The 23,349-nt window shown below is 67.4% G+C and carries 21 protein-coding genes and 1 pseudogene; 9 read left to right on the top strand and 13 right to left on the bottom strand.

Annotated features, from left to right (window positions below; translation table 11 throughout):
- The first annotated feature begins 117 nt into the window (after positions 1-117).
- Positions 118-1,290, top strand: coding sequence for a zinc-dependent alcohol dehydrogenase (locus tag ASF32_RS09865; protein ID WP_056427160.1), 1,173 nt, complete (start codon positions 118-120; stop codon positions 1,288-1,290).
- 64 nt (positions 1,291-1,354) lie between these two features.
- Here the strand turns inward: ASF32_RS09865 and ASF32_RS09860 are convergent, their stop codons facing one another.
- Positions 1,355-2,635: a D-serine ammonia-lyase gene (locus tag ASF32_RS09860; RefSeq protein WP_056427157.1), complete on the bottom strand. Its 1,281-nt coding sequence runs from the start codon at positions 2,633-2,635 to the stop codon at positions 1,355-1,357.
- 58 nt (positions 2,636-2,693) lie between these two features.
- Complete coding sequence (locus ASF32_RS09855) at positions 2,694-3,158, bottom strand: Lrp/AsnC ligand binding domain-containing protein (protein WP_056146793.1); 465 nt, start codon at positions 3,156-3,158, stop codon at positions 2,694-2,696.
- Between the two features lie 160 nt (positions 3,159-3,318).
- Between ASF32_RS09855 and ASF32_RS09850 the strand changes: the two genes are divergently transcribed.
- Entirely contained in the window at positions 3,319-4,329 is a 1,011-nt protein-coding gene (locus ASF32_RS09850) for a 1-aminocyclopropane-1-carboxylate deaminase (RefSeq protein ID WP_056427154.1), read from the top strand.
- A gap of 10 nt (positions 4,330-4,339) precedes the next feature.
- On the opposite strand, the gene ASF32_RS09845 is transcribed toward ASF32_RS09850, so the two are convergent.
- Positions 4,340-5,248 carry a LysR family transcriptional regulator gene (locus tag ASF32_RS09845; RefSeq protein WP_056427151.1) on the bottom strand — a complete coding sequence of 303 codons (909 nt, stop codon included), beginning with the start codon at positions 5,246-5,248 and terminating at the stop codon, positions 4,340-4,342.
- Between the two features lie 143 nt (positions 5,249-5,391).
- On the opposite strand from ASF32_RS09845, the gene ASF32_RS09840 reads away from it, so the two are divergent.
- The 5 genes from ASF32_RS09840 to ASF32_RS09820 all read left to right on the top strand — a co-directional run bounded on the left by ASF32_RS09840 (position 5,392) and on the right by ASF32_RS09820 (position 12,131).
- The gene (locus ASF32_RS09840) at positions 5,392-6,927 is read left to right on the top strand and encodes an ABC transporter substrate-binding protein (RefSeq protein ID WP_056427148.1); all 1,536 of its coding nucleotides are present in this window, start codon (positions 5,392-5,394) and stop codon (positions 6,925-6,927) included.
- 192 nt (positions 6,928-7,119) lie between these two features.
- On the top strand, positions 7,120-8,034 hold the full coding sequence (locus tag ASF32_RS09835; RefSeq protein ID WP_056427145.1) for an ABC transporter permease: 915 nt from the start codon (positions 7,120-7,122) through the stop codon (positions 8,032-8,034).
- Positions 8,031-8,996: an ABC transporter permease gene (locus ASF32_RS09830; RefSeq protein ID WP_200919087.1), complete on the top strand. Its 966-nt coding sequence runs from the start codon at positions 8,031-8,033 to the stop codon at positions 8,994-8,996. Before ASF32_RS09835 ends, ASF32_RS09830 begins: the two co-directional genes overlap by 4 nt.
- A 100-nt stretch (positions 8,997-9,096) precedes the next feature.
- On the top strand, positions 9,097-10,518 hold the full coding sequence (locus ASF32_RS09825; protein WP_056427142.1) for a M20 family metallopeptidase: 1,422 nt from the start codon (positions 9,097-9,099) through the stop codon (positions 10,516-10,518).
- A 2-nt stretch (positions 10,519-10,520) separates the two neighbouring features.
- Positions 10,521-12,131: an ABC transporter ATP-binding protein gene (locus ASF32_RS09820; RefSeq protein WP_056427139.1), complete on the top strand. Its 1,611-nt coding sequence runs from the start codon at positions 10,521-10,523 to the stop codon at positions 12,129-12,131.
- Between the two features lie 13 nt (positions 12,132-12,144).
- Here ASF32_RS09820 and ASF32_RS09815 read toward each other — a convergent pair whose 3' ends face one another.
- Positions 12,145-12,519, bottom strand: a complete 375-nt coding sequence (locus tag ASF32_RS09815) for a hypothetical protein (protein WP_056427136.1) — start codon at positions 12,517-12,519, stop codon at positions 12,145-12,147.
- A gap of 58 nt (positions 12,520-12,577) precedes the next feature.
- Complete coding sequence (locus ASF32_RS09810; RefSeq protein WP_056427336.1) at positions 12,578-12,757, bottom strand: hypothetical protein; 180 nt, start codon at positions 12,755-12,757, stop codon at positions 12,578-12,580.
- Between the two features lie 274 nt (positions 12,758-13,031).
- On the opposite strand from ASF32_RS09810, the gene ASF32_RS09805 reads away from it, so the two are divergent.
- Positions 13,032-13,337, top strand: a complete 306-nt coding sequence (locus ASF32_RS09805) for a hypothetical protein (protein ID WP_056427333.1) — start codon at positions 13,032-13,034, stop codon at positions 13,335-13,337.
- Positions 13,338-13,371: 34 nt separating this feature from the next.
- Here the strand turns inward: ASF32_RS09805 and ASF32_RS09800 are convergent, their stop codons facing one another.
- The 8 genes from ASF32_RS09800 to ASF32_RS09765 all read right to left on the bottom strand — a co-directional run bounded on the left by ASF32_RS09800 (position 13,372) and on the right by ASF32_RS09765 (position 22,374).
- Entirely contained in the window at positions 13,372-14,013 is a 642-nt protein-coding gene (locus ASF32_RS09800; RefSeq protein WP_082470170.1) for a biliverdin-producing heme oxygenase, read from the bottom strand.
- The gene (locus tag ASF32_RS09795) at positions 14,010-16,208 is read right to left on the bottom strand and encodes a histidine kinase dimerization/phosphoacceptor domain -containing protein (RefSeq protein WP_056427328.1); all 2,199 of its coding nucleotides are present in this window, start codon (positions 16,206-16,208) and stop codon (positions 14,010-14,012) included. Before ASF32_RS09795 ends, ASF32_RS09800 begins: the two co-directional genes overlap by 4 nt.
- Before the next feature lie 402 nt (positions 16,209-16,610).
- The gene (locus ASF32_RS09790; protein ID WP_056427133.1) at positions 16,611-17,537 is read right to left on the bottom strand and encodes a histone deacetylase family protein; all 927 of its coding nucleotides are present in this window, start codon (positions 17,535-17,537) and stop codon (positions 16,611-16,613) included.
- A gap of 67 nt (positions 17,538-17,604) precedes the next feature.
- Positions 17,605-18,405 (bottom strand): histidinol-phosphatase, encoded by an 801-nt coding sequence (gene hisN, locus ASF32_RS09785; RefSeq protein ID WP_056427130.1) that lies wholly within the window; start codon positions 18,403-18,405, stop codon positions 17,605-17,607.
- On the bottom strand, positions 18,405-19,343 hold the full coding sequence (locus tag ASF32_RS09780; RefSeq protein WP_056427125.1) for a choline kinase family protein: 939 nt from the start codon (positions 19,341-19,343) through the stop codon (positions 18,405-18,407). Before ASF32_RS09780 ends, hisN begins: the two co-directional genes overlap by 1 nt.
- A gap of 34 nt (positions 19,344-19,377) precedes the next feature.
- A complete protein-coding gene (locus tag ASF32_RS09775; RefSeq protein WP_056427123.1) occupies positions 19,378-20,328 on the bottom strand; it encodes a phosphotransferase in 951 nt (316 codons plus the stop codon).
- Positions 20,325-21,647 (bottom strand): Zn-dependent hydrolase, encoded by a 1,323-nt coding sequence (locus tag ASF32_RS09770; RefSeq protein WP_056427122.1) that lies wholly within the window; start codon positions 21,645-21,647, stop codon positions 20,325-20,327. Before ASF32_RS09770 ends, ASF32_RS09775 begins: the two co-directional genes overlap by 4 nt.
- A complete protein-coding gene (locus ASF32_RS09765; RefSeq protein ID WP_056427119.1) occupies positions 21,622-22,374 on the bottom strand; it encodes a DeoR/GlpR family DNA-binding transcription regulator in 753 nt (250 codons plus the stop codon). The genes ASF32_RS09770 and ASF32_RS09765 overlap by 26 nt, the downstream gene beginning before the upstream one ends.
- 709 nt (positions 22,375-23,083) lie before the next feature.
- On the opposite strand from ASF32_RS09765, the pseudogene ASF32_RS25925 reads away from it, so the two are divergent.
- A pseudogene (locus ASF32_RS25925) lies at positions 23,084-23,349 on the top strand (porin); the annotation flags it as partial.

Raw genomic sequence — 23,349 nt, 5'->3', positions numbered from 1 at the left:
TCATGGACTCGGGGGGTGTTTCCGATCGGAGCCCTCGCTTCGGGGTTCGACCCCGCTGCCCTGCTGCGCCACGCGCGTCCGGGGCTCGTCCTGACATTCCGGTTTCGAAAGAGCGCAATGAAAGCACTGTGTTGGCACGGCAAGGGTGACATCCGCTGCGATACGGTGCCCGATCCCCGGATCGAGGATTCGCGCGACGTCATCATCAAGGTGACGTCCTGCGCCATCTGCGGCTCGGACCTCCACCTGATGGACGGCCAGATGCCGACCATGGAGAGCGGCGACGTCCTCGGCCATGAATTCATGGGCGAGGTGGTCGAGGTCGGCCAGGGCTTCACCAAGTTCAAGAAGGGCGACCGCATCGTCGTGCCCTTCAACATCAATTGCGGCGAGTGCCGCCAGTGCAAGCTCGGCAACTGGTCGGTCTGTCAGCGCTCGAACCGCAACGCCGAGATGGCGGCCGCGCAGTTCGGCTACACCACCGCCGGCCTGTTCGGCTATTCGCATCTCACCGGAGGCTATGCCGGCGGCCAGGCGGAATATGTGCGCGTGCCCATGGCCGATGTGGGGCCGATGCTGGCGCCGGAAGGCGTCGACGACGAGTCGCTGCTGTTCCTCACCGATATCCTGCCCACCGGATGGCAGGGTGCCGAGCATTGCGAGATCAAGGGCGGCGAGATCATCGCGATCTGGGGTGCCGGCCCGGTGGGGTTGTTCGCGATCCAATCCGCCAAGATCATGGGTGCCGAGCGCATCATCGCCATCGAGACGGTGCCGGAGCGGATCGAACTCGCCCGGAAGTACGGTGCCACCGACATCATCGATTTCATGAAAGAGGATGTGTTCGAGCGGATCAAGGAGATCAGCAAGGGTGAGGGCGCCGACGGCGTGATCGATTGCGTCGGCATGGAAGCCACCGCCGGCCACGGCGTCGCGGGGATCATCAGCACCCTGCAGGAGAAACTGACCTCGACCGAGCGCCCCTACGTCCTCATGGAGGCGATCAAGGCCGTGCGCCCCTGCGGGATCGTCTCGATCCCCGGTGTCTATGGTGGGCCGCTTCCCATCAATATGGGCTCGATCGTGCAGAAGGGGCTGACCCTGAAGAGCGGCCAGACCCATGTGAAACGCTACCTGGAGACGCTGACGAAGCTGATCCAGGAGGGCAAGATCGATATGACCTCGATGATCACCCACCGCTCCACCAATCTCTCGGACGGCCCCGACCTCTACAAGACGTTCCGGGACAAGAAGGACGGGTGCGTGAAGGTGGTCTTCCACCCGAACTGACGGCATTGGCAGGGATATGGCCCGGAACGAGGCCATATCCCGTCATAGGCCTCGGCCTGCATCGCTATCCCCGTGCCAGGGCGTCCTGAAACTCCGCCTCCGGCAGAAGCGCCCCGCCCGTGGTCCAGACCACATGCGTCGCCTGCGCAGGTGCGGCGGCATCGAGATAGGGCCGGATTGCGGCGAACCCAGCCGCCGCCGAGGGTTCGAGCCGCAGGCCCGGATCGGACCAGAGGCGTTTCACCCAGGCGAACAACTCGGCATCGGCGACCGTGACCACCGCCTCGATGAGCGGACCGACCGTGCCGGCCACCAGCATCGAGGCGCCGGCTACCGCCAGCCCATCGGCGGCGGTGCGATTGTCGAGGCCGATCTCGTAGACGCTCACTGGGCGCGACAGGCCGGCGGCGAGTTGCACTAGCATGCAGGGCGAGGCCACCGGTTCCACGAAGATGCAGCGGATGGCGTCGCCGAACAGCAGCTTCAGGCCGAGCGTGACGCCGCCGGGCGCGCCGCCGACGCCGCAGGGGAGATAGACGCAGAGCGGGTGGGCCGCATCGACCCTTATCCCGGCCTCGTCCAGCTGGCGTCGCAGGTCGAAGGCCGCTGCCGCATAGCCGAGGAACAGGTCGACGGAGCTCTCGTCATCGACGAAATGGGCGTCGGCCCGCCCCTCGAAGGCCGAGCGTGCCGCCGCGACCGCGCTGCCGTAATCGCCCCGATGCTCGACCACCTGGGCGCCGATATCCCGCAGGCGCTGCTTCTTCCACGCCTTGGCATCGTGGGACATGTGGACCTCGACCGCGAAGCCCAGCGCCCGCGCCATGACGCCGACGCTGAAGCCGAGATTGCCGGTGCTACCGACCGCGACCGTATGCGCGCCAAACGCGTCGCAGGCTTGCGGATCCGCCAGCCGGGCATAGGAATCGCCCGGCCGCAGCAGGCCCTTCTCGAGCCCGAGCCGCTCGGCATAGACCAGGACCTCGTAGACTCCGCCCCGCGCCTTGATGCAGCCGGTGACCGGCAAATCATGGTCGGCCTTCACCCAGACCGCGCCGCCCGTCGGACCCGTGATGGCCTGCGCCACAGGGTCGGAGAGGGGCAACAGGGGCGAATCGATGCGCCCGGTGTCGAGATCCTCGAAGAGATGGCGCAGGAGCGGATCGAAGCGGCGCCAGCGTGCCTCCGCCGCCTCCACATCGGCCAGGGAGAAAGCTAGGCTCGGCAGGAATTCGGCGGCCGGCCGGAGATGGGGATTGAGCCAGGTGGTGGGCCGCGCCTCCCGCACGCTCGTCGGGATGGTATCGAGCGCCCGGGCGGGCGACGTGTCGGCATTCATGCTCATGCATTCCACTCTGCTGTGATCGCGATGGCGGCGAGAGGTCTTCGCGCAAGCCTCGTCGTCAGAGATCCATCGGCGCATTGTCCACCACCTCCTTCATGACGAAGAAGGTCCGCGTCTGCCGCACCCCCGGCAGCGCGATCAGGGTCTCGCTGTGCAGGCGGTTGAAATCCGCCATGTCGGAGACGCGGATCTTGAGGAAATAGTCGAAATCCCCGGCCACCAGATGGCAATCGAGCATGGTTGGCATCGCCTGGGCGGCTGCCTCGAACGCGGCGAAGCTCTCCGGCGTCGAGCGGTCGAGCACGACGCCGACGATGACGAGGGACCCCCGCCCGACCTTCTCCGGCGCGATCCGCGCATGGACGCCGCGGATGTAGCCCTCGTCGAACAGGCGCTGCGTGCGGCGGTGACAGGTGGCGGCGCTGGTATTCACCCGCTTGGCGATCTCGGCATTGTTCATGCGCCCATCGGCCTGGAGCAGGCGCAGGATCTTGAGATCGATCCGATCGAGCGATGGCGACATGGAAGAACCTTCCGTATTTCCAGCAGGAACGATGGTTCGTACTAAGCTTGACCGGGAAAAACCTGGAATTTCGTGCCACATCTCATCGTCATTCGAGAGCACCTTTCACGGGAGTTTTGCTAGCGTTCGGGTCTCACTGAAGCGAGGACGTTGCCAAGCCATGCTGTCGAAATTCGAGCGCTATCCCCTCACCTTCGGCCCGAGCCCGATTGAGAAGCTGTCGCGCCTCACCGACCATCTCGGCGGCGATGTCGAGATTTACGCCAAGCGCGAGGATTGCAATTCCGGCCTGGCTTACGGCGGCAACAAGCTGCGCAAGCTCGAATACATCGTGCCCGATGCCATCGCGAGCGGAGCCGATACGCTGGTCTCCATCGGCGGCGTGCAATCCAACCACACCCGCATGGTGGCGGCGGTGGCCGCCAAGATCGGGATGAAGTGTCGGCTGATCCAGGAAGCCTGGGTGCCGCACGAGGATGCGGTCTATGACCGGGTCGGCAACATCCTGCTCTCGCGCATCATGGGCGCGGAGACGCAACTCGTGGATGACGGGTTCGACATCGGCATCCGCGAGAGCTGGAAGGCGGCCCTGGAGGATGTGAAGGCCAAGGGCGGCAAGCCCTACGCCATCCCCGCCGGCGCCTCCGTGCACAAGTTCGGCGGCCTCGGCTATGTCGGCTTCGCCGAGGAGGTGCGCGCCCAGGAGGCCGAGATGGGCCTGCGCTTCGACTACATCGTCGTCTGCACCGTCACCGGCTCGACCCATGCCGGCATGGTGGTGGGCTTCGCCGCCGATGGACGTGCCCGCAACGTCATCGGCATCGACGCCTCCTGCACCCCGGCCCAGACCAAGGCGCAGGTGCTCGAGATCGCAAAGAATACCGCTGCGCTGATCGGCGCCCCCGACATCACCGAGGACGACGTGGTCCTCAACGAGGATTACGCCTACCCGGTCTACGGCGTGCCCTCGAAGGAGACGGTGGAGGCGATCCGCCTCTCGGCGCGGCTCGAAGCCATGATCACCGACCCGGTCTACGAGGGGAAGTCGATGCAGGGGATGATCGATCTGACCCGGAAGGGGTTCTTCCCCAAGGGCTCGAAGGTGCTCTACGCCCATCTCGGCGGCGCGCCGGCCCTGAACGGCTACAGCTACACGTTCCGGAACGGCTGATCGGGACGGTTCATGCTCCGCCGGCCTCCGCCGGCGGCAGGGCGGCCACGAGCTGGCGCAGGAACGCCTGCGCCGCATGCGGCAGCTTGCGGTCCCGCATCAGCTGGACCTGAATGCCGCGCCGCAGGCTCGCCTGCGACTGGATCGGGATGCAGACCAGCTCCCCGAGCCGCACCGGCGTCTGCACCGAAAGCGGCGACATCAGCGCGATCCCCCTCGTCCTTCGGACGAAGGGAAGCAGCGCCGTGAGGATATTGGAGGTCAGCGTCGGCTCGATGACGATGCCTTCCGCCCGGCAGGCCGCGTCGAAGACGAGGCGCGCCGTGGTGTCGAGGGGCGGCATCGCGATCGGATAGGCCTGGAGTTCGCCGATCCGGATCGACGCCCGGCCGGCGAGCGGATGATCGGGGGCGGCCAGCGCGACCATCTCCACCACGGCCTCGTAGAACACCGTGACGAGGTTCGTCGGCGCCAGTGCGAAGGTGATGCCGATATCGGCGTCGCCCGCCGCCACGACCTGCGTGACCTGTGCCGGGGGGAGAACCTGGATTTCGAAGCGGATGCCGGGATAGCGCGCATGGAACTCGGCGATGGCGTTCGGCAGCAGGTCGAGGGCGAATCCCTCTGCGGTGGCGACGCGGATGAAGCCCCGCGCCAGCCCGCGCAGTTCCTGGATCTCGGCGGCGACCTGCTCGGCCCGCGCCAGGGTCTGCCGCGCATGCTGGGCCAGCAACTCGCCGGACGGGCTCAGGACCATGCCGCGCGGCCGGCGCTCGAACAGAACGCAATCGAGTTCCGCTTCGAGATTGGCGATCTGGCGGCTGATCGCGGAGGCGGCGACGTTGAGTTGCGCCGACGCCGCCGCGATGGACCCGGTCCTGGCGACGGCGAGGAAGTAGCGCAGGCCCGACATCTGCATAGGCGTGTTCCATTGCCGAAACGGCACGGCAACCATCGATAAATTCTACTTGCTGCGATGTGGAATGCACAACACCATGGCACGAGGAAAAAAGCGGCAGTGCAGATCGGCCACGGGCCGCCGAGCAGCCGGTAGCGAAAGGAATGCGGATCATGGCCAGACATGTTCCCGCGGCAGGCGCCGCGCTCGCTCTCCTGCTGGGGACGTTCAGCGTTCCGGCGCTGGCCGGCAAGGCCAACGATACCCTGGTCTATGCCTCGGATACCGAGCCGGAAAACGTGAGCCCGTATCACAACAGCGCCCGCGAGGGCGTCGTGCTCGCCCGCAACGTCTGGGACACCCTGCTCTACCGCGATCCGAAGACCGGCGCGTATCAGCCGATGCTGGCCACCGCCTGGAAATGGGTCGACCCGACGACCCTCGAACTGACCCTGCGCGAGGGCGTGACCTTCCATAACGGCGATGTCTTCGGCCCCGAGGACGTGGCCTTCACCTTCAACTACGTGCTGACGCCCGAGGCGCGCACGGTGACGAAGCAGAATGTGGACTGGATGAAGTCGACGGAGGTGGTGGACGCCAAGACCGTCCGCATCCACCTCAAGACCGCCTTCCCGGCCGCTCTCGAATACCTCGCCGGACCGACCCCGATCTTCCCGGCCGCTTACTTCAAAAAGGTCGGCCTCGACGGTTTCGCCAAGGCCCCCATCGGCACCGGCCCCTATCGCATCACCAGCGTCGAGAACGGGCGCGGGGTGAAGATGGAGCGGAACGACAAATATTGGCCCGGCAGCCCGATCGGCACGCCAAAGATCGGCAAGCTCGAATTCCGAGTCATTCCCGATGCCGACAGCCGCATGGCCGAACTCGTCACCGGCGGCATCGACTGGATCTGGCGCGTGCCGAGCGACCAGGCGGACCAGCTCAAGGCCGCGCCCAACGTCACGGTCCTCAGCGCCGAGACCATGCGGGTCGGCTTCCTGCAATTCGACACGCTCGGCCGCGCGAAGGAAAACTCGCCGCTGAAGGATCCCCGCGTCCGCCAGGCGATCTCCTACGCCATCGACCGCAAGGCGATGGTCGACAACCTCGTCCGCGGCGGCAGCCGTGTCATGAACGCGGCCTGTTTCATCGACCAGTTCGGCTGTACCGACGAGGGCGTGCCGCGCTACGCCTACGATCCGGCCAAGGCCAAGGCGCTCCTGAAGGAGGCCGGCTATCCCGACGGGTTCGAGATCGATCTCGGCGCCTATCGTGAGCGCGACTACGCCGAGGCCGTCATCGGGTATCTCCGCGCCGTCGGCATCACGGCTCGGCTCAATTACCTGCGCTACGCGGCGCTGCGCGACATGATCCGGAGCGGCAAGGTCTCCATCGCCTTCCAGACCTGGGGCTCGTTCTCGGTCCTCGACGTCTCGGCCTTCACCGGCGTCTACCTCAAGGGCGGCGACGAGGACCTGACCAAGGATCCCGAGACCATCGCGGCGCTCCAGGCCGGCGACGGCGCCACCGATCCGGCTGCGCGCAAGGTGAAATACGCCGAGGCGCTCAAGCGCATCGCGGCCCAGGCCTACATCCTGCCGCTGTTCTCCTACTCGACCAACTACGCCTTCACCTCGGACCTCACCTTCACGGCGCAGCCCGACGAGCTGCCGCGCTTCTACGCGGCGAGTTGGAAGTAAGGGTTCCAAAGGCGCCGGCTCTGTCAGCAGAGCGCGTCCCTCTCCCCCTTGTGGGGAGAGGTTAGGAGTGGGGGTGGTTGGGCGACCCTCGCTCAGTTGAGGCTGGCGGAGCGACCCCCACCTCCAACTCCTCCCCACAAGGGGGAGGAGGACCGCGTCGCGACTGGCCCAACCGAACGAGGATGACGGCCCATGCTCAGGTTCATGTTGCAGCGCATTTTCGTCGCCATCGCGGTCGCCGTGACGGTGTCGGTGGCGAGCTTCATGCTGCTGCACCTCTCCGGCGACCTCGCCGCCGCCATTGCCGGTCCCGAGGCCACCTCCGCCCAGGTCGAGGCGATCCGCGTCCAGTACGGGCTGAACCAGCCGATGCTGGCACAATTCACCGCCTGGGCGTGGAAGGCGCTGCATTTCGATTTCGGCAATTCCTTCTACTTCCGGGAAAGCGTGGTCGACCTCCTCGCCTCCCGCATGCCGATCACCCTGTTCCTCGGCGTGGTGGCGCTGGCCGTCGCCCTGTTCGTGGCGATCCCGCTCGGCGTGCTGGCGGCGGTGAAGCGCGACACTTGGATCGACCGGCTCGCTTTGTCGGTCTCGGTGCTGGGTCAGGCGATGCCGAGCTTTTGGTTCGGCCTGACGCTGATCATGGTCTTCTCGGTGAACCTGCGCTGGCTGCCGGTCTCGGGCAACACGACCTGGAAGCACTTCGTGTTGCCGGCCATCGCGCTCGGCTACTACGCCATGCCCGCCGTGATGCGCCTCACCCGCAACGGCATGTTGGAGGTGCTGGCCTCGGACTATGTCCGCACCGCCCGGGCCAAGGGCCTGCCCCCGCGAAAGATTCTGATCCGGCATGCGCTCCGCAACGCCGTGATCCCGGTGATCGCGCTCGCCGCCGTGCAGTTCGGCTTCATGCTCGGCGGCTCCATCGTCATCGAGGCGGTGTTCTCGCTCCAGGGGCTTGGGCAGCTCGCCTGGGAATCCATCGCCCGTAACGACTTCCCCGTGGTGCAGGCGATCGTCCTCGTCCTGGCGATGATCTACATCGCCCTGACGCTGGCCGCCGACCTGCTCAACGCTTTCCTCGATCCCCGGCTGCGCCAATGACCCTTCAGCCGTCTTCCTCCCCGGTGGCTCCTGCCCTTCCCTCGGCCGATCTGCTGGTCCAGGCCGGTCCTGTGCCCGACGCGAACGCGCCGCTGCCGGCGTCGCGCTCGCCCACCGCGCTCGCCCTCCGGCGCGGCCTCCATCACGGCGGCTTCATGATCGGGGCCGTGATCCTCGGCGGGATCGTCCTCGCGGCCCTGGCCGCGCCCCTGATCGCCCCGCACGACCCCTATGCCCAGGATGTCTCGCGCCGCCTGATTCCGCCGATCTGGAACGCGAAGGGGACGTGGGACCATGTGCTCGGCACCGATAAGCTCGGGCGCGACTATCTCAGCCGCCTGATCTACGGCAGCCAGATCTCCCTTCTCATCGGGATCGCGGCGGCCTGCATCTCCGGCCTGATCGGCACCGTGCTCGGCATCTGCGCCGGCTATTTCGGCGGCAAGGTCGACGCGGTGGTGAGCTACATCGTCACCACGCGCCTCGCCATGCCGGTGGTGCTGGTGGCTTTGGCCATGGCCTCCCTGGTGGGCGGCTCGCTGAAGGTGGTGGTCTTGGTGCTGGGCCTGCTGCTGTGGGACCGCTTCGCCGTGGTGACGCGTGCCGCCACCCGCCAGATCCGCGACCAGGATTTCGTCGCGGCGGCCCGCGCCGCCGGCTTCTCGAACGCCCGGATCCTGTTCCAGGAAATCCTGCCCAACATCTTCAACGCGCTCATCGTCGTGGCGACCCTGGAGATGGCGCACGCGATCCTGCTGGAAGCGGCCCTGTCGTTCCTCGGCCTCGGCGTCCAACCGCCCTTGCCCTCCTGGGGGCTGATGATCGCCGAGGGCAAGCCGTACATGTTCTTCCAGCCCTGGGTCATCACCATCCCGGGCGTCGCCCTCCTCGTCCTCGTGCTCGCCATCAACCTCCTCGGCGACGGATTGCGCGACGTCACGGCACCCGAGGGGCGGCGCTGAGCGCTCCCCTCCCCTCGCATTCCCACCCAACTCCGCCCACCCAACTCCGCCCACCCAACTCCGCCCACCCAACTCCGCCCACCCGACACAGAGTGGATCCATGTCCCGACACGATGCGATCGCGCATGCCGCGCGCCACTACGACGGAGGCGGTTTCCGCGCCGTCCTGCAGGATGCCGTCGCCCGCCCCACCGAGAGCCAGACGACAGGGCAATTGCCGGCGCTCCATGCCTACCTGTCCGACTTCCTCATGCCCGCCATCGCGCCGCTGGGCTTCACCGGCCGCATCCTCGACAATCCCGACGGCGAGCACGGCCCCTTCCTCATCGCCGAGCGCCACGAGGGCGACGACCTGCCCACCGTGCTGATCTACGGCCACGGCGACACCGTGCGCGGCTACCCCGAACAATGGCGCGCCGGCCTCGACCCGTGGGCGATCGTCGTCGAGGGGGACCGCTGGTACGGCCGTGGCACCGCCGACAACAAGGGCCAGCACATCATCAATCTCGGCGCGCTCGAGGCGGTGATGGCGGCGAGAGGCGGGCGCCTCGGCTTCAACACCAAGCTCCTCATCGAAATGGGCGAGGAATCCGGCTCGCCGGGCCTGCGCGACCTGTGCCGGACCGAGGCGCGCGCCCTCGCCGCCGACGTACTCATCGCCTCCGACGGGCCACGGGTGAGCGCGGAGCGCCCCACCCTCTTCCTCGGTTCGCGCGGCGGTTACACGTTCGAACTCATCGTGAACCTGCGCGAGGGCAGCCACCATTCGGGCAATTGGGGCGGCCTGCTCCGCAATCCCGGCACGGTGCTGGCCAACGCCATCGCGACCCTGGTCGACGGGCGCGGCAAGATCCTCCTCGATGCCCTGCGGCCGCCCGCGATCCCCGAGGGCGTGCGGGCGGCGCTCGCCGACATCGTGGTGGGGACCGACCCCACCGCGCCGAGGATCGACGAGGAATGGGGCGAGCCCGGCCTCAATGCGGCCGAGCGCGTCTTCGGTTGGAACACCCTCGAAGTGCTCGCCTTCAAGACCGGCGACCCCGACGGCCCGCTCAATGCGGTGCCGCCCCACGCCAAGGCGACGCTGCAGCTGCGCTTCGTCGTCGGCACCGACTGGGAGGGCCTGATCCCGGCCGTGCGCGCCCATCTCGACGCCAACGGTTTCCCCATGGTCGAGGTGCGGGCGGCCCGTTCCGAAGTGTTCCGCGCCACCCGCCTTCCCGTGGAGGACCCTTGGGTCGGCTGGGCGCTGGCCTCCATCGAGGCCAGCACGGGCAAGCGCCCGGCATTGCTGCCCAATCTCGGTGGCTCGCTGCCCAACGACGCCTTTTCCGAGATCCTCGGCCTGCCGACCCTGTGGGTGCCGCATTCCTACCCGGCCTGCCTTCAGCACGGTCCGGACGAGCACCTGCTCGGGCCGATGAGCCGCGAGGCGCTGATGCTGATGGCGGGCCTGTTCTGGGATCTCGGGGAGACCGGACCCGGCATCCGGGCGAAGCGCGCCGCGAAACGGGAGACCTGACCATGAGCGAGCCTGTCGTCAGCATTCGCAACCTCACCCTGGCCCTGCCGAAGGGGGCGGACCGGCCGCATGCGGTGGAGGATCTCTCCCTCGATCTGATGCCGGGCAAGATCCTCTGCGTCGTCGGCGAATCGGGCTCGGGAAAATCCATGAGCGCCTATGCGCTCACCGGTCTGCTGCCGCGTGCCCTCACGCCCGTTGGCGGCAGCATCGTGTTCGAGGGGCGGGACCTGCTCACCCTCGGCGAGCGCGACTGGCGTGCTTTGCGCGGGCGCCGCATCGCCATGGTGTTCCAGGAGCCGATGACGGCGCTCAACCCGGTCATGCGGATCGGCGACCAGATCGCCGAGATGTTCGAGGCGCACAACCTTCTCACCAAGGCCGAGCGGCGGGCCAAGGCCATGGCGCTCGCCACCGAGGTCGGCCTGCCCGACCCGGCGCAGATCGTGCGCGCCTATCCGCATCAGCTGTCGGGCGGTCAGCGCCAGCGCGCGATGATCGCCATGGCCCTGGCGCTCGAACCCTCGATCCTCGTCGCCGACGAGCCGACCACGGCGCTGGACGTCACCACCCAGGCGCAGATCCTGAAGCTCGTCCGCGACCTGCAGCGGCGGCGGGGCATGAGCGTCCTGTTCATCACCCACGATTTCGGCGTCGTCGCCGATATCGCCGACCATGTGGCAGTGCTCCAGCGCGGCAAGCTGGTGGAATCGGGCTCCGCCGACGAGGTTTTGCGGAACCCCCACCATCCCTACACGAAGGCGCTGCTGGCGGCGGTGCCGAGCATCGTGCCGCCGGAGCGCGAATCACGGGAAGGCGCGCCCATCGCCCTGTCGGCCATCGGCTTGACGAAAACCTATACCTCGCGCCGGGGCCTGTTCGGGCCGCCGCGCATCGTCCACGCGGTCAAGGAGGTGGCATTCGACGTCCGGCGCGGCGAGACCCTGGGCCTCGTCGGTGAATCGGGCTCGGGCAAATCCACCACGGCGCGCCTCGCCATCCGACTCATCGACCCCGACCAGGGCACCGTCCGCCTCGGCGCGCTGGACTACACGGCTTTGGGGCCGCGGGCGCTTCGCGCCGAGCGCAAGCGTATCCAGATGATCTTCCAGGACCCCTTCGCTTCCCTCAACCCGCGCCGGACCGTGGAGCAGATCATCACCGCCGGGCCGATCGCCCATGGTGTTCCGGCCCGCGAGGCCAGGGCGCGGGCGCGCGACCTGCTCGATCTCGTCGGCCTGTCGCCCAGCGCCGCCGAGCGCTATCCGAACGCCTTCTCCGGCGGCCAGCGCCAGCGCATCGGCATCGCCCGGGCGCTCGCCATGGAGCCCGACGTGCTGGTCGCCGACGAGGCCGTCTCGGCCCTCGACGTGTCGGTCCAGGCACAGGTGCTCGACCTTCTCGAGGATCTGAAGCAGCGCCTGAACCTCGCGATGCTGTTCATCACCCACGACCTGCGCGTCGCGGCCAAGATCTGCGACCGGATCGCGGTGATGCATCGGGGGGAGATCGTGGAACAGCGGCCGACCGCCGACCTGTTCCGCCGGCCGGACCATCCCTACACGCGCGACCTGCTCTCGGCCGTGCCGGGATTGCAGATGGAGCGGGCCTGAGGCGCGAGAGGGGTTACTTGCGCCAGGCGTCGATCAAGGAGGTTACCGGCTCGACCACGTAGGACAGAAGCGAGGTGGCCCAGCCCCTCGCCCTCGCGCCGATCGATGGCTTGCCCTGCCGACGGGCCTCGGCCTCGGTCGCCTGGGCCACCAGCATCGCCGAGACGTAACTGTTCTCCAGGTGTTTGCACTCGGCCAGAGCCGCCTTCTGCGCGGCATGGGTCGGCAGGCCGGCGGGTTGCCCGGAAAAGGCCTGCCGCACGCATTTGTGCCAGCGCCGTTCGAGGAGATCGAGATCGGCTCCGGCGGTCGGCACGTCCTGCGCCGTCACTTCCTGAACCATGGCACCCGACGATGCCGCGATGCCCGCCATGATCGCAGCGGTCATCAGGGCATGAGGCCTCGTTCGGCGTCCTGATCGAGGATACGTCGTCGGCCCGGCTGGGCTAGCGGGCAAGCGCCCGCGTCTCGTCGAGGATGGCTTCCACCGCGGCGATCGCATTTTCCAGCTCCGCGATGCGGCGCAACGTGCTGTCGGCCGGCATCGTTTCGTGCTCCGCCGCTTCCATGATGAGGGCGCGCTGGCGGGCTTTGAGACGGTCCAGGAGAGATTCGAGCTTAGGCATGAGCCGCACTTAACCGGGCCTCACCCAATGGACAACATTTGTTTCCGGTAAAAACACCGATGTGTTGAACCTAGCCACCAGCGAGGAACACGATTGTACGGGAGTGTGGCGAAGATGAAATGCCGACTACGTATTTTCACTTGCCTGATTCGAGCCTGTACCTGACGCGAGCATGCACCCGACGCTGCGAATCGCGGCGGCTCCGAGGCGCCGCTGAACCTTTCCCCCGGTGGAGGGTTCACACAGCCTGAAGACCAACCCCGGAACCGTGATCATGTCGAAGACGATGTCCGCCGAGTTCAAGAGCCGCCGCGATGCCGAGACGGCGGTCGAGCATCTCGTCCAGGAACACGGGATCGACCGGAGCGCCGTCACCATCGCGCCAGCGGGGGACGAGAACAGCGCGGGGACCGAGGCGGCGCGGGCCGATATCGAGGATGGTCGCCTGAAGGAAGGCACGGAGGGCGAGCCTGCGCTTGAGGGGGCGATCCGCGTCACCGTCGAACTCGATGACGGGCTGACCGAGAAGGTGATGACCTCCTTCGAGACCTATGGCGGACGCGCCGTCGATGCCGGCTGAGCAGGTTGGCTGATTCGACAGGTCGGCCCGGCATTCAGCGCCGGGCGGCTTCGCCCAAAGCGGGTCGGGGTGGGTTGCTGGCGGTGAGCCATAGCCGCAGCGCGTCGAAGGTCCACCGCGCGCCTTCGATGACGCTCTCGGATCGGCCCTCTTCGCCCGACCGGTCCAGGAAGGTCCGGAACGAGGTCCACATCGCCGCGGTGTCCCGCTTCCCGTAGCCTTCGTAATAAGCGCAGCCGCCCGAGGCGATCGCATCTCCGAGGCTACGGCGGATGTGGTGGGCGATGACCTGTCCACCGAGCGTAGAGCCTTCGGTGACGTAGAGGGCGCCGAGGATCGCGGGGCGGTCGTCGAAACCCGTTCCGACGGTGAAACGGGGCAAGGCCTCGATGGCGTCGCGATTCATGCCGAAATGGACGAGGTCCCGCTCGATCAGGTGCAGTTTGCGGCGCGGCCATGCGACGTCGCGCCCGAAGGCTTGGCCGACGATGGGCTCGAACACACGATGAAAGCCCCACCAGCGGGCGAGCAGGGTCAGGTATCCGTCCCGCGTCGCCATCCGCTGGCGCCAATCGAGGCAGCGCTCCAGTTCCTCGTGCAGATCCTGCGTGCCTTCGCGCAGCCGTTCGGCCAGGGGCGCTTCCGGGCCGCCAATCGCGAGCGCAGTACGGGTCATGGCAGGGATGCCGGATCGGGCGCACCGATGGAGGCCGTCAGGATCACCCTCAATCCCGGCCGGTTGTTGGTGTTCTCGATCGTCCCGCCGAGGCGGTCGACCATGGCGTTGAGCATCCGCGTCCCGAATCCGCTCCGTGTACCCGACATGCCCTGTCCCTGATCGGCGACGATCAGGCGGAAGCGGTTGCGATGCTGTTCGAGGCTGAGGGCGATGGGACCGACCGCGCCGGAATAGGCGTATTTGTTGGCGTTGATGACGAGCTCGGTCAGGATCAGACCGATATTCACCGCAGCGTCGGTGGGTATGATGATCGGGGCGAAATCGGTGCTGAACTGCTCGGCCCATTCAGGGCCCATCGACGACTTCATTTCGGAGACGAGATCGTCGAGGTAGCGGGCCAGATCGATCATTTCGACGTTGTCGTCGCTGTAGAGCCGTCGGTGCACCAGGGCCACGGCGGCGAGCCGGCGCTGCGCCTCGCTCAATGCCTCGCTGAGCCCCGCATTGCCTTCCGCCCTCGCCTGCAGGGCGAGGAAAGCCGAGACCAGCTGCAGGCTGTTCTGGACGCGGTGATTCACTTCCTTGATCAGGTAATCCTTCTGGACCAGCAGGCTTTCCCTGTCCGCCACCGTGGCGGCGAGCTCGCGGTTGAGCTCACGGATGCGCCGGGTCTGACGAGCCTCGTAGAGCTCGCGCACGATGCGCTGCGCCGCCTCGATCTCGGGGAGCGACCAGGGTTTGGCATGGCCATGGACCTCCTCGGTCCAGGCTTCGAAGGAGGCGCGGGGGCTCAAGGTATCGCCGACGACGTTGGCGGCCTTGTGAGGGTTGCCGGCCCAGTTGACGAGTTCGACCCGCTCGGCCCGGAACCACATCAGGATGATCGGCTCCTCCCCCGACAGGACGACGGCGAGGAGCCCGCTCGCCAGCGCACGATAGGCGGCGGCGCGGGGGAAGCGCTTGCTGAGGCTGTGGGTGTGAAGCGCCTGTACCCCGCCCACCGTCCGGACCCAGGCCGCGATCTCGCGCAGGTCGGTTTCCTCGGCGCAGCGTCCGGTATGGTGGAGGTCCCTGCCCTGGAGCAGCGCGAAGCCGTCGGCGCCGAGCATGCGGCGCAGCTCCTCGCTCGTCTCGATCAGAATTTCGGCGAGGGGGGCTTCGCCCAGAACCTTTCCTGAGACCACGTCCTCGGCGCTGCGCAGCCGCAGCCGCTCACGGTAATTCTCGGCTTCCTCCCGCGAGCTGACCTGACGGGCGAGACTTCCCGCCAGGGCCTGACAGGCCATGCGCTGTCCGAAGGCGAGGGTGCGCGGCGTACGGTTGTGGCAGGCCACGAGCCCCCACAGAATGCCGTCCTTGACGATGGAGATCGAGGCGGAGGCCGCCACATCCATGTTGCGCAGATATTGAAGGTGGATCGGCGAGACGCTGCGCAGTTCGATGTCGCTCAGATCGAGCTGCGACAGGTGCCGGGGCCGAAGCGGCTGTGGCGTATAGGTGACGTCCGGGATCACGCGGACGCGGTTGCGGATGTAGAGGGCGCGCGCCTGTTTCGGGATGTCCGAGGCCGGGAAATGGTGGTGCAGGAAGCTGCCGAGCTCGGGAACGCGGCTTTCCGCGATGACGACGCCGGCATCGTCGTCGAGGAAGCGATAGATCATCACCCGGTCGAAACCGGTGAGCTCGCGGAACGACGTCGCCGCCCGGTCGCACAAGGCCTTGAGGTCGGTGGCCCGCTCCAGGGCGCTTCCGGCGCGGTCGAGCCAGCCGAGAAGGCTGGCCGCATCGGTCCACAGGGAGGCCTGCGGTTCGAGCTGGATCAGCCATTGGCCGTCCTGAAAGCGCGCGGTGGCATCCATTGCCGCGCGGAGCCCCATGACGTGACCGATCACGACGGTCTCGTCGCGGGGCGCGTCGAGCAGCAGGGAGGCCGGCGAGGCGCCGAGGAGCTCGGACAACGTCCGCCCGGTCCATTCCGCGGCGAGCATTCCTTCGATGTCGCCCGCGCCGCCGACCACCCTCTGGTCTTCCGCATTCGCGATCAGCAGGAGGCCGTGCGGCTGGATCGCTCCCGGAATATGGATCGGCTCACGGTCGCAGACGGTCAGGTCCGGACCGAGATCCGAGGGGTCGGCATCCTGGCGAGGATCCAGGGCAGGGTCGGCCGTCCGGGTGGCACTCAGTTGCGTCATGCGTTCATTCGGTAACGTGATGTGAGACTCGACAACGGCGATGCCGCTGGGCGATTCCCGCGAGTCGGTCGGCATCACGGAAGGACGTCCTTCCGCATCACCCGGCCCGCACCTCCTGAAAGAAATCACTTCCCCCGTCCATGGGAGAAGAAGGCGGCTCGCACTTACCCGCAATCCCTCGGGAGGGTTGCATGGAAAAAACCGATCCCCCCAGGAGGCGGGCTGAAGAGTTACTTAGGCACTATCGACGGCTTTGCCATATCGGCCGGGGCATAGTTTTTCAATGAACTGTGTATGTATTCATACACAGGAGGTCGTCTTATCGCATGGTACATTGATCGAGGATGAACAACTATCCGGAATGACTTGTCTAGTCTTTGCTGCCACCCTGCCCGATGCCGATCACGCCCCCATCAGGACCGATACGTGGGCGGCCACCGAGTCACCGAGGCCCTTCAGGTCGTAGCCGCCTTCCAGCAGCGACACGATCCTGCCGTCGCAGGTGCGGTCGGCGATTTCCATGACTTGGCTGGTCGCCCAGGCGAAATCCTCGGCCTCCAGCATGAGGTTGGCCAGCGGGTCGCGCCAATGGGCGTCGAACCCGGCGGAGATGACGATCAGGTCGGGCTTGAACGCCTCGAGACGGGTGAGGATGCGGCTTCGCATCGCCTCCTTGAAGGCGTCGCCATCGGCGAAGGGCTTGAGCGGCGCGTTGACGATGGTGCCGTGCTCGCCCTCCTCGGACACCGCTCCGCTGCCGGGATAGAGCGGCATCTGGTGGGTCGAGCAGAACAGCACGGATGGGTCGGACCAGACGATGTCCTGCGTGCCGTTGCCGTGATGCACGTCCCAATCGACGATGGCGACCCGCTCCGCCCCGTGGACCTTCCGGGCGTGAAGGGCGGCGATCGCCGCGTTGTTGAAGACGCAGAAGCCCATCGCCTTGGTACGTTCGGCATGATGCCCCGGTGGCCGCATGGCCGAGAAGGCGTTGCGGGCCGTGCCCGTCATCACGAGGTCGACGCCTTGCACGGCCGCACCGACACCGCGCAGGAGGCAATCCATCGTTCCCGGCGAGAGCACCGTATCGGAATCGAGATGGGCGAGCCCCTCGCTCGGCACCGAGCGGAGGATGGCGCGGACCCATTCCTCGGGATGGGCGAGGAAGACCGATTCGAGGGCGGCCGCCTCGGGTGCGCGACGGTCGAGGCCGGAGAAGTCCGCCGTCCCGAGGGCCTCCTGAACCGCCTTCATGCGCTCCGGCCGCTCGGGATGTCCGTGCGGCGTGCGATGCTCGAACGCGGCCGCATGATGGAACAGAACGGTCATCGATATCTCCCCTCGTGAATCTGGCATCGGGTATACCAGCTTGAACGAGGGATGACAGGAGCGGGGATCAGGCTCGCAAGTGCCGGAGGGCCTCGGCGTGGAGGCCGGCATTGGCCGCGGCCACGACCCGTCCGTCGAAAGCCGGGGTCAGGGGGCGACCGTCCCAATCGGTCATCACCCCGCCCGCCCCCTCCACCACCGGCACGAGGGCCATGACGTCGTAGACCTGGAGCCCCGCTTCCACCACGAGGTCGCAATGACCGCTGGCGAGGAGGCCGTAGGCGTAGCAATCGCCGCCGAAGCGGCGCAGGCCCACCGCTCCGCTCAGCCGTGCGAAGGCCTCCGCATCCGTGCCCTCGAAAATGTCCGGGGAGGTCGCGAACAGGCGGGCTTCGTGAAGGTGCCTGCCGCTCGTCCGGGCGGGCCGGCCGTCGAACCACGCCGCGTCGCCGGTTCCGCACCAGCGTTCGCCGAGCGCCGGCATGTCGATGACGCCGACGATCGGCCGTCCGCCGGAGACCAGGGCGATGAGCGTGCCGAAGAGCGGCATGCCGGTGATGAAGCTCTTGGTGCCGTCGATCGGGTCGATCACCCAGGTGAGCGGCCGCTCGAAATCACCGCCCTCCTCCTCGCCGAGGATGCCGTGGTCGGGATAGACGCTGCGGATCTCGGCGCGCAGCAGGGATTCGATGGCGCGGTCGGCGGCGGTGACCGGGCTCGCATCGGCCTTGGCTTCCACCGGTAGTTCGGTGCGGAAATAGTGCCGGGCGAGCGGCGCGGCGAAATCCGCGAGGCGATGGGCGAAGGCGAGGAAATCAGCCTTCGTCGCCTCGTCCCCGGACCGGATCGGCGATGCACCCACACCCATCACAGGCGCCTCAGCCAGAGTGGCCAGTCGGGATGGTGGAACAGGGTTCGGGCCCGCATGTGCTTCCAGGTTCCGTATTTGTAATAGTCGAAATCGAGGGTCGAGACGGCCTCCTGGATCATCGCCCAGGTCGCCCATTTGAGATCGCCGAGCGCCTTCAGGACCGCGATGCGCGCATGGATCTCGGGGGTCCAGCGGCCGAAATAGGCCTCGATCATCTCGCGTTCGATCGTGTCCGGGAACGCCATCTCGTCGAACCAGAGGGCGAGCTCGTAGGCGCGCTCGTTGTTGGAGGCGTATTCGAAGTCGACCAGCAGGACATTGTCGGCCTCGTCGATCATGAAATTGCCGGCGAGCGTATCGTTCATGCATGGCACGAGATCGAGGCCGGAAGCCGTCATCGCGGCCTTCGCCTCGGCCACGCAGCGCATCAGATAGGCCTGGTCGGCCGGAAGCCGGCCGCCCACCTCCGCGACCTGTTCGACATGCTCCTCGATCATTTCGAAGATCGTCTTCGTCAGCCCGAGCGGCGCGGAATCGTTGAAGGCCTTCAACGCCTTCACGGCGTTGTGGCGCACGGTGGGGCGCAGGAAGTCGAGATTCGAGGAGGCGCGGTAACCCTCGACGAAGGCGAAGATCTCGACGCCGGCATCGGGCAGGTAGTCGACGACCTGGACGCCGTAGCCACAGGCCTCCGCGCGCCGGCTGGCATCGTTGGCGCAGTCGCGGGTGATGAACATCTCGGTGCCACGGCCGGGCATCTTCACGAAATAATCCTGCGTGTCCCCGATGGCGACGCGCCAGTTGGTGTTGCTGATCCCGCCCGCCACCGGCCGGTAGCGCATCGGCCGGCCCCGCCAGGCAGCGATGCCGGCGAGCACGCCCTCCAGGGCGCGCTCGCCCTCGCTGATGCCGTCGCCCAAGCCTTTCCAGCTCATCGCCGTTCGCTGCCTCCCGTTTCGAATGCCCGTGTCATAGCCGGCGCAGCCAGCTTTCGAAGTCACGCGCGCCGACGGTCGTGCGCGCGTGCAGGAGCCGCCAGGTTCCGTATTTGTAGAACTCGATCCCGCTCCGCGCCGAGGTGACCGCACGGGTGACGCCCCAGAGGCCGCCCATCACGTCATCGACCGCGCCGTAGAGGCGGCAGCGGTTGTAGAGGCGCTCGTCGAACCGGCCGGCATAATGCTCCACCGCCTCGCGCCGCTCCGGCTCGAAGAGGCAGGTCTCGTTGAGGAGGGCGCCGAGATCGAACCAGGGGTCGTTGTCGCCGGCCAGGTCGAAATCGACGAGACGGATCTCGCCCTCCCCGATCATGACGTTCGAGGCGATGCCGTCGTTGTGGCAGAAGGCGAAGTCGATGCCCGAGGCATGGATCGCCTCGCGCACGAGCGCCATCGCCGCCACGAGCCGGTCGGTCCCGTCGGGAAGCGGAGCATCGGCGGCACGGGCCTCGGCGGCAAGGCGTTCGATCCGCGCGAAGGGGCAGAATCGATGGCCGAGTAGGCCGTCGCCATGGAGCCGCGCCTTGGCATCCAGCACCTCGGCCAGGATCGTCCTGTCCTGGAGGTCGCCGACCCGGCCATAGCGCCAGGGCTCGGGCAGGTAGGCGAGGCCGAGCGCCTCGTCCGCCTCGTGGACCACCTCCGGGGCGATGCCGAGGCGCGCGGCCTTGCGGGCCGCCTGCGCCGCCACGGGCGTCAGATCGTCCGCCATATCGGCGTGACGGAGCTTGAGGAAGACCGGCTCGCCCTCGCGGAACGCGACCTGGACACAGTCCGAGGCCACGGCCCGGTGGGTCGGGGATGCCACCGGTGCTGCGGCCAGCCCATAGCGAGGCTGGCGCGCGATCCAGTCCGGCCGCGTGGCGATGATGGCTTCGACGCGATGGTCGAAAGAAGTGCCGGCCTCACCGTATTGTATCATCGCTCCGCTCCGAACGCTTCGTTCGGCCGTTTGACGAGCAAGGCCCGTTCCGGAGATCCGCCGCTACGGCACAAGCGCCATGCGGCGCGTAAGGCCACCGCGAGCCCGGCTTCGAGATCGGCCGGCCGCGACAGTTCGGCCTCGTTATGCGCGATGCCGTCGACACTGGGGACGAAGACGATGCCGGTCGGGCATTGGCCGAGCAGGCTGATCGCGTCGTGGCCGGCCACCGTATCCATGCGCAGCGACCGCAAGGCCGCCTCCTCGGCGCAGGAGGAGACGAGATCGCACACCGCCTCGGGCAGATTGCGGATCGGCCGCAGCGTCCGGCCGGGAATTGCGGCCACGACGCCGGCGCGGCACGCCGCCTCGGTGATCGCCGCCTCCGCCATCAGGGTCGCATCGGTGAGCAGGCGATCGTCGGCCGAACGGAGCTCGACGCTGAGCTCCACCCGGGCGGGCACCACGTTGGGGGAGTTCGGCTCCACCATGATGCGTCCCACCGAGGTATGGAAGCGGCCGGGCCAGCGCTCGGCGATCTCCCTCACTTCGGCGATCAGATAGGCGGCGGCGAGCAGCGCATCGCGCCGGCGCGGCATCGGGGTCGGGCCGGTATGGGCCTGCTCGCCGGTGAAGACCACGTCGATCTTCGCCGCCCCCCAGTTGCGGGTGACGACGCCGATGGTCGCCTTCGCGTTCTCCAGGACGAGGCCCTGCTCCACGTGGAGTTCGAGGTAGCAGGCCGGGAGCGGCGGTGGCCGGTCCGTGCCGAGGAACCCGATCCCGCCCAGGGCCTCCCGCAGGGTGATCCCGGCATCGTCACGGCTGGACAAAGCCTCCTCGATCCGGCGCGCGCCCGCATAGGCGCCGCTGCCGAGGAGGCTCGGACGGAAGCGCGCGCCCTCCTCGCCGGTCCAGTTCACCGCGCAGAAATCCGCCGTGAAGGTCTCGCCGGCGCGCCGCGCCCGCATCAGGGCGGCGCCGATGCCGGCGGCCGCTGCCACGCCGTAGGTCCCGTCGAAGCGGCCGGCCTTCGGCTGGCTGTCGAGATGGGAGCCCATCATCACCAGCGGGGCACTGGGACCGTCGGTGAGAGGGAAGACGGCGAATTGGTTGCCCACCGCGTCGAGGAGGATCTCGGCGCCGGCCTCGCGGGCGGAATTGGCGAAAACGCGACGGGCCTGTCCGTCCTCGGCCGACGCACAGAGCCGGGTGATGCCGCCGCCGGGTGTCGCGCCGCAGGCGGAGATCTCTTCGAAGAGCGCGTGGAATGCGCTGGCCGCCGCAGCTGCGTCAGGAACTGATGAGATCGATGTCATGCTGGGTGAAATGATCCAGGAACGGCTGCGGCGGCGGCCGGTCGGTGACGAGGGTGAGCCGTTCCGAGAGCCCGAAGGTGCAGAGGTTCGCCTGACGGCCGAATTTGCGGGAATCGGCGAGAAGCACGCTCTGGCGTGCCTGGCCGCGAAGCACCTTCCGCAGGGCGGATTCGTGCTCCTCGTAATCCATCCAGCCATGGGTGAGGTCGCAGGCCGCGATGCCCATGAAGGCGATGTCGAAATAGAACCGCTGCGCGTAGGCCACCGTCTCGTAGCCCACGAGGGCGTTGTCCCGCGCCCGCAGCATTCCCGGCGTCAGGTTCACCCGGGCGGGGCCGTTGCCGAGATGGAGCGCCACGTCGATGGAATTCGTCGTCACCGTGAGGTTGCGGCCGCTGAGGCGGCGGGCGAAAGCGAGCGTCGTGGTGCCCGTGTCGATGAAGACCGACATCCCGTCGCGGATCAGCCCCTCGGCATTGGCCGCCACCTTCGCCTTCTCGCGCGGGTTGGTCTTGCCCCGCTCGTGCAGAGGCCGGTCCTGGTCCAGGCGCGGCGGCACCGCGCCGCCATGGATCCGGCGCAGGACGCCGCGCTCCTCCAGGACCTTCAGGTCGCGCCGGATGGTCTCCTCGGAAACCCTGAGATAGGCGGCGACGTCGGAGACGCCGACCCGACCCGTTCCGTTCAGACGGGACAGGATCTCCTGATAGCGGTGGTCGGTCAGCATCGGCCTCGGCGTCTCCCCATTTCGCTGAAGCGTAGCGATTTTGATGGGGCGAGGCCGCAGGAAAACGCGTGTCCCGCACGGTATTTCCCACAGAGATTGCAGACGCACCGGCCGTGCCCGCCAGGGCCGCCATCGATGCCGGCTCTGGACAACCGCCTCGAATGGCGAGCCGTGGAGAGGCAGGGTCGGGCAGATCCCACATGCCGGCATGTCCTGTCCGATTGATCATGACGCCTGGATCACGCTGCCTGAACCGGGATGACGAGGGATGACGCTGTGGCTTTCAGCGAAACGGGTGCTGGAACGAGGTTGGCGAAAAGTCCCCGGCATGGTGATTCTGTCAATCTGAAACTGACCGATTTGTGGGATTTATGGGGGATTGCCTGAATTTTCTGCCTTTTGCCGTCTACAGGATCACGACTGCCCGTTCCCGTGCCCTCTTCGTCCATCGAGATGCTGGGAGTTTACGCTAAAGGGCCTGTCAGGATGGCCTCTCCTGGTTGAATATCAGTCTTTCGACCGCATTGATTCAATCCCACGGTGTATTTCGAAGAATTTGGACGGGGAATGGAACTTTTATCGGTTTCGCTCTCCGCTGTGGCATTGGCCTTGCTGAACTCTCCCAATCTCACAATTCCCCGCTCTTGGGCTCCTTCGACGAGCACGTGATCGAGCGGTGCGGGGAACAGCAGAATGGGGACGCTCGACGATGCCGACAGACGCGACAGAGACACTCGGACGCGCGCCCTTCGCGCCTCCGGCTCGCCGACCCGGGCTTCCGGTGCTCCTCGGCGGCGCGTTCCTCGCGGCGGGCATGCTTTCCGCCGAGGCGCAGACGGCGTCCCCGGTGGGCGAGTTCAACGTCCAGACGCAGCCACGCACCACCCGCGAAGTGGCGGAGAAACCCGCCGATCCGGTGCGCGTCGGGCCGCTCGCACCCTGGGCCACCGATATGGCGGCGCGCGGGCTCACCTT

The organism is Methylobacterium sp. Leaf91 (assembly GCF_001422815.1).
GTDB lineage: Bacteria > Pseudomonadota > Alphaproteobacteria > Rhizobiales > Beijerinckiaceae > Methylobacterium.
This window is presented reverse-complemented; position numbering and strand designations above follow the sequence as displayed.

Coding starts and splice junctions, on each gene's coding strand:
- ASF32_RS09765 (WP_056427119.1), bottom strand. CDS start 22,374: ATGCTGACCGACCACCGCTATCAGGAGATCCTGTCCCGTCTGAACGGA.
- ASF32_RS09825 (WP_056427142.1), top strand. CDS start 9,097: ATGTCCCGACACGATGCGATCGCGCATGCCGCGCGCCACTACGACGGA.
- ASF32_RS09780 (WP_056427125.1), bottom strand. CDS start 19,343: ATGAGCTGGAAAGGCTTGGGCGACGGCATCAGCGAGGGCGAGCGCGCC.
- ASF32_RS09800 (WP_082470170.1), bottom strand. CDS start 14,013: ATGACCCGTACTGCGCTCGCGATTGGCGGCCCGGAAGCGCCCCTGGCC.
- ASF32_RS09815 (WP_056427136.1), bottom strand. CDS start 12,519: ATGACCGCTGCGATCATGGCGGGCATCGCGGCATCGTCGGGTGCCATG.
- ASF32_RS09865 (WP_056427160.1), top strand. CDS start 118: ATGAAAGCACTGTGTTGGCACGGCAAGGGTGACATCCGCTGCGATACG.
- ASF32_RS09775 (WP_056427123.1), bottom strand. CDS start 20,328: ATGATACAATACGGTGAGGCCGGCACTTCTTTCGACCATCGCGTCGAA.
- ASF32_RS09795 (WP_056427328.1), bottom strand. CDS start 16,208: ATGACGCAACTGAGTGCCACCCGGACGGCCGACCCTGCCCTGGATCCT.
- ASF32_RS09835 (WP_056427145.1), top strand. CDS start 7,120: ATGCTCAGGTTCATGTTGCAGCGCATTTTCGTCGCCATCGCGGTCGCC.
- ASF32_RS09805 (WP_056427333.1), top strand. CDS start 13,032: ATGTCGAAGACGATGTCCGCCGAGTTCAAGAGCCGCCGCGATGCCGAG.
- ASF32_RS09810 (WP_056427336.1), bottom strand. CDS start 12,757: ATGCCTAAGCTCGAATCTCTCCTGGACCGTCTCAAAGCCCGCCAGCGC.
- ASF32_RS09830 (WP_200919087.1), top strand. CDS start 8,031: ATGACCCTTCAGCCGTCTTCCTCCCCGGTGGCTCCTGCCCTTCCCTCG.
- ASF32_RS09790 (WP_056427133.1), bottom strand. CDS start 17,537: ATGACCGTTCTGTTCCATCATGCGGCCGCGTTCGAGCATCGCACGCCG.
- ASF32_RS09855 (WP_056146793.1), bottom strand. CDS start 3,158: ATGTCGCCATCGCTCGATCGGATCGATCTCAAGATCCTGCGCCTGCTC.
- ASF32_RS09820 (WP_056427139.1), top strand. CDS start 10,521: ATGAGCGAGCCTGTCGTCAGCATTCGCAACCTCACCCTGGCCCTGCCG.
- hisN (WP_056427130.1), bottom strand. CDS start 18,405: ATGGGTGTGGGTGCATCGCCGATCCGGTCCGGGGACGAGGCGACGAAG.
- ASF32_RS09840 (WP_056427148.1), top strand. CDS start 5,392: ATGCGGATCATGGCCAGACATGTTCCCGCGGCAGGCGCCGCGCTCGCT.
- ASF32_RS09850 (WP_056427154.1), top strand. CDS start 3,319: ATGCTGTCGAAATTCGAGCGCTATCCCCTCACCTTCGGCCCGAGCCCG.
- ASF32_RS09770 (WP_056427122.1), bottom strand. CDS start 21,647: ATGACATCGATCTCATCAGTTCCTGACGCAGCTGCGGCGGCCAGCGCA.
- ASF32_RS09860 (WP_056427157.1), bottom strand. CDS start 2,635: ATGAGCATGAATGCCGACACGTCGCCCGCCCGGGCGCTCGATACCATC.
- ASF32_RS09845 (WP_056427151.1), bottom strand. CDS start 5,248: ATGCAGATGTCGGGCCTGCGCTACTTCCTCGCCGTCGCCAGGACCGGG.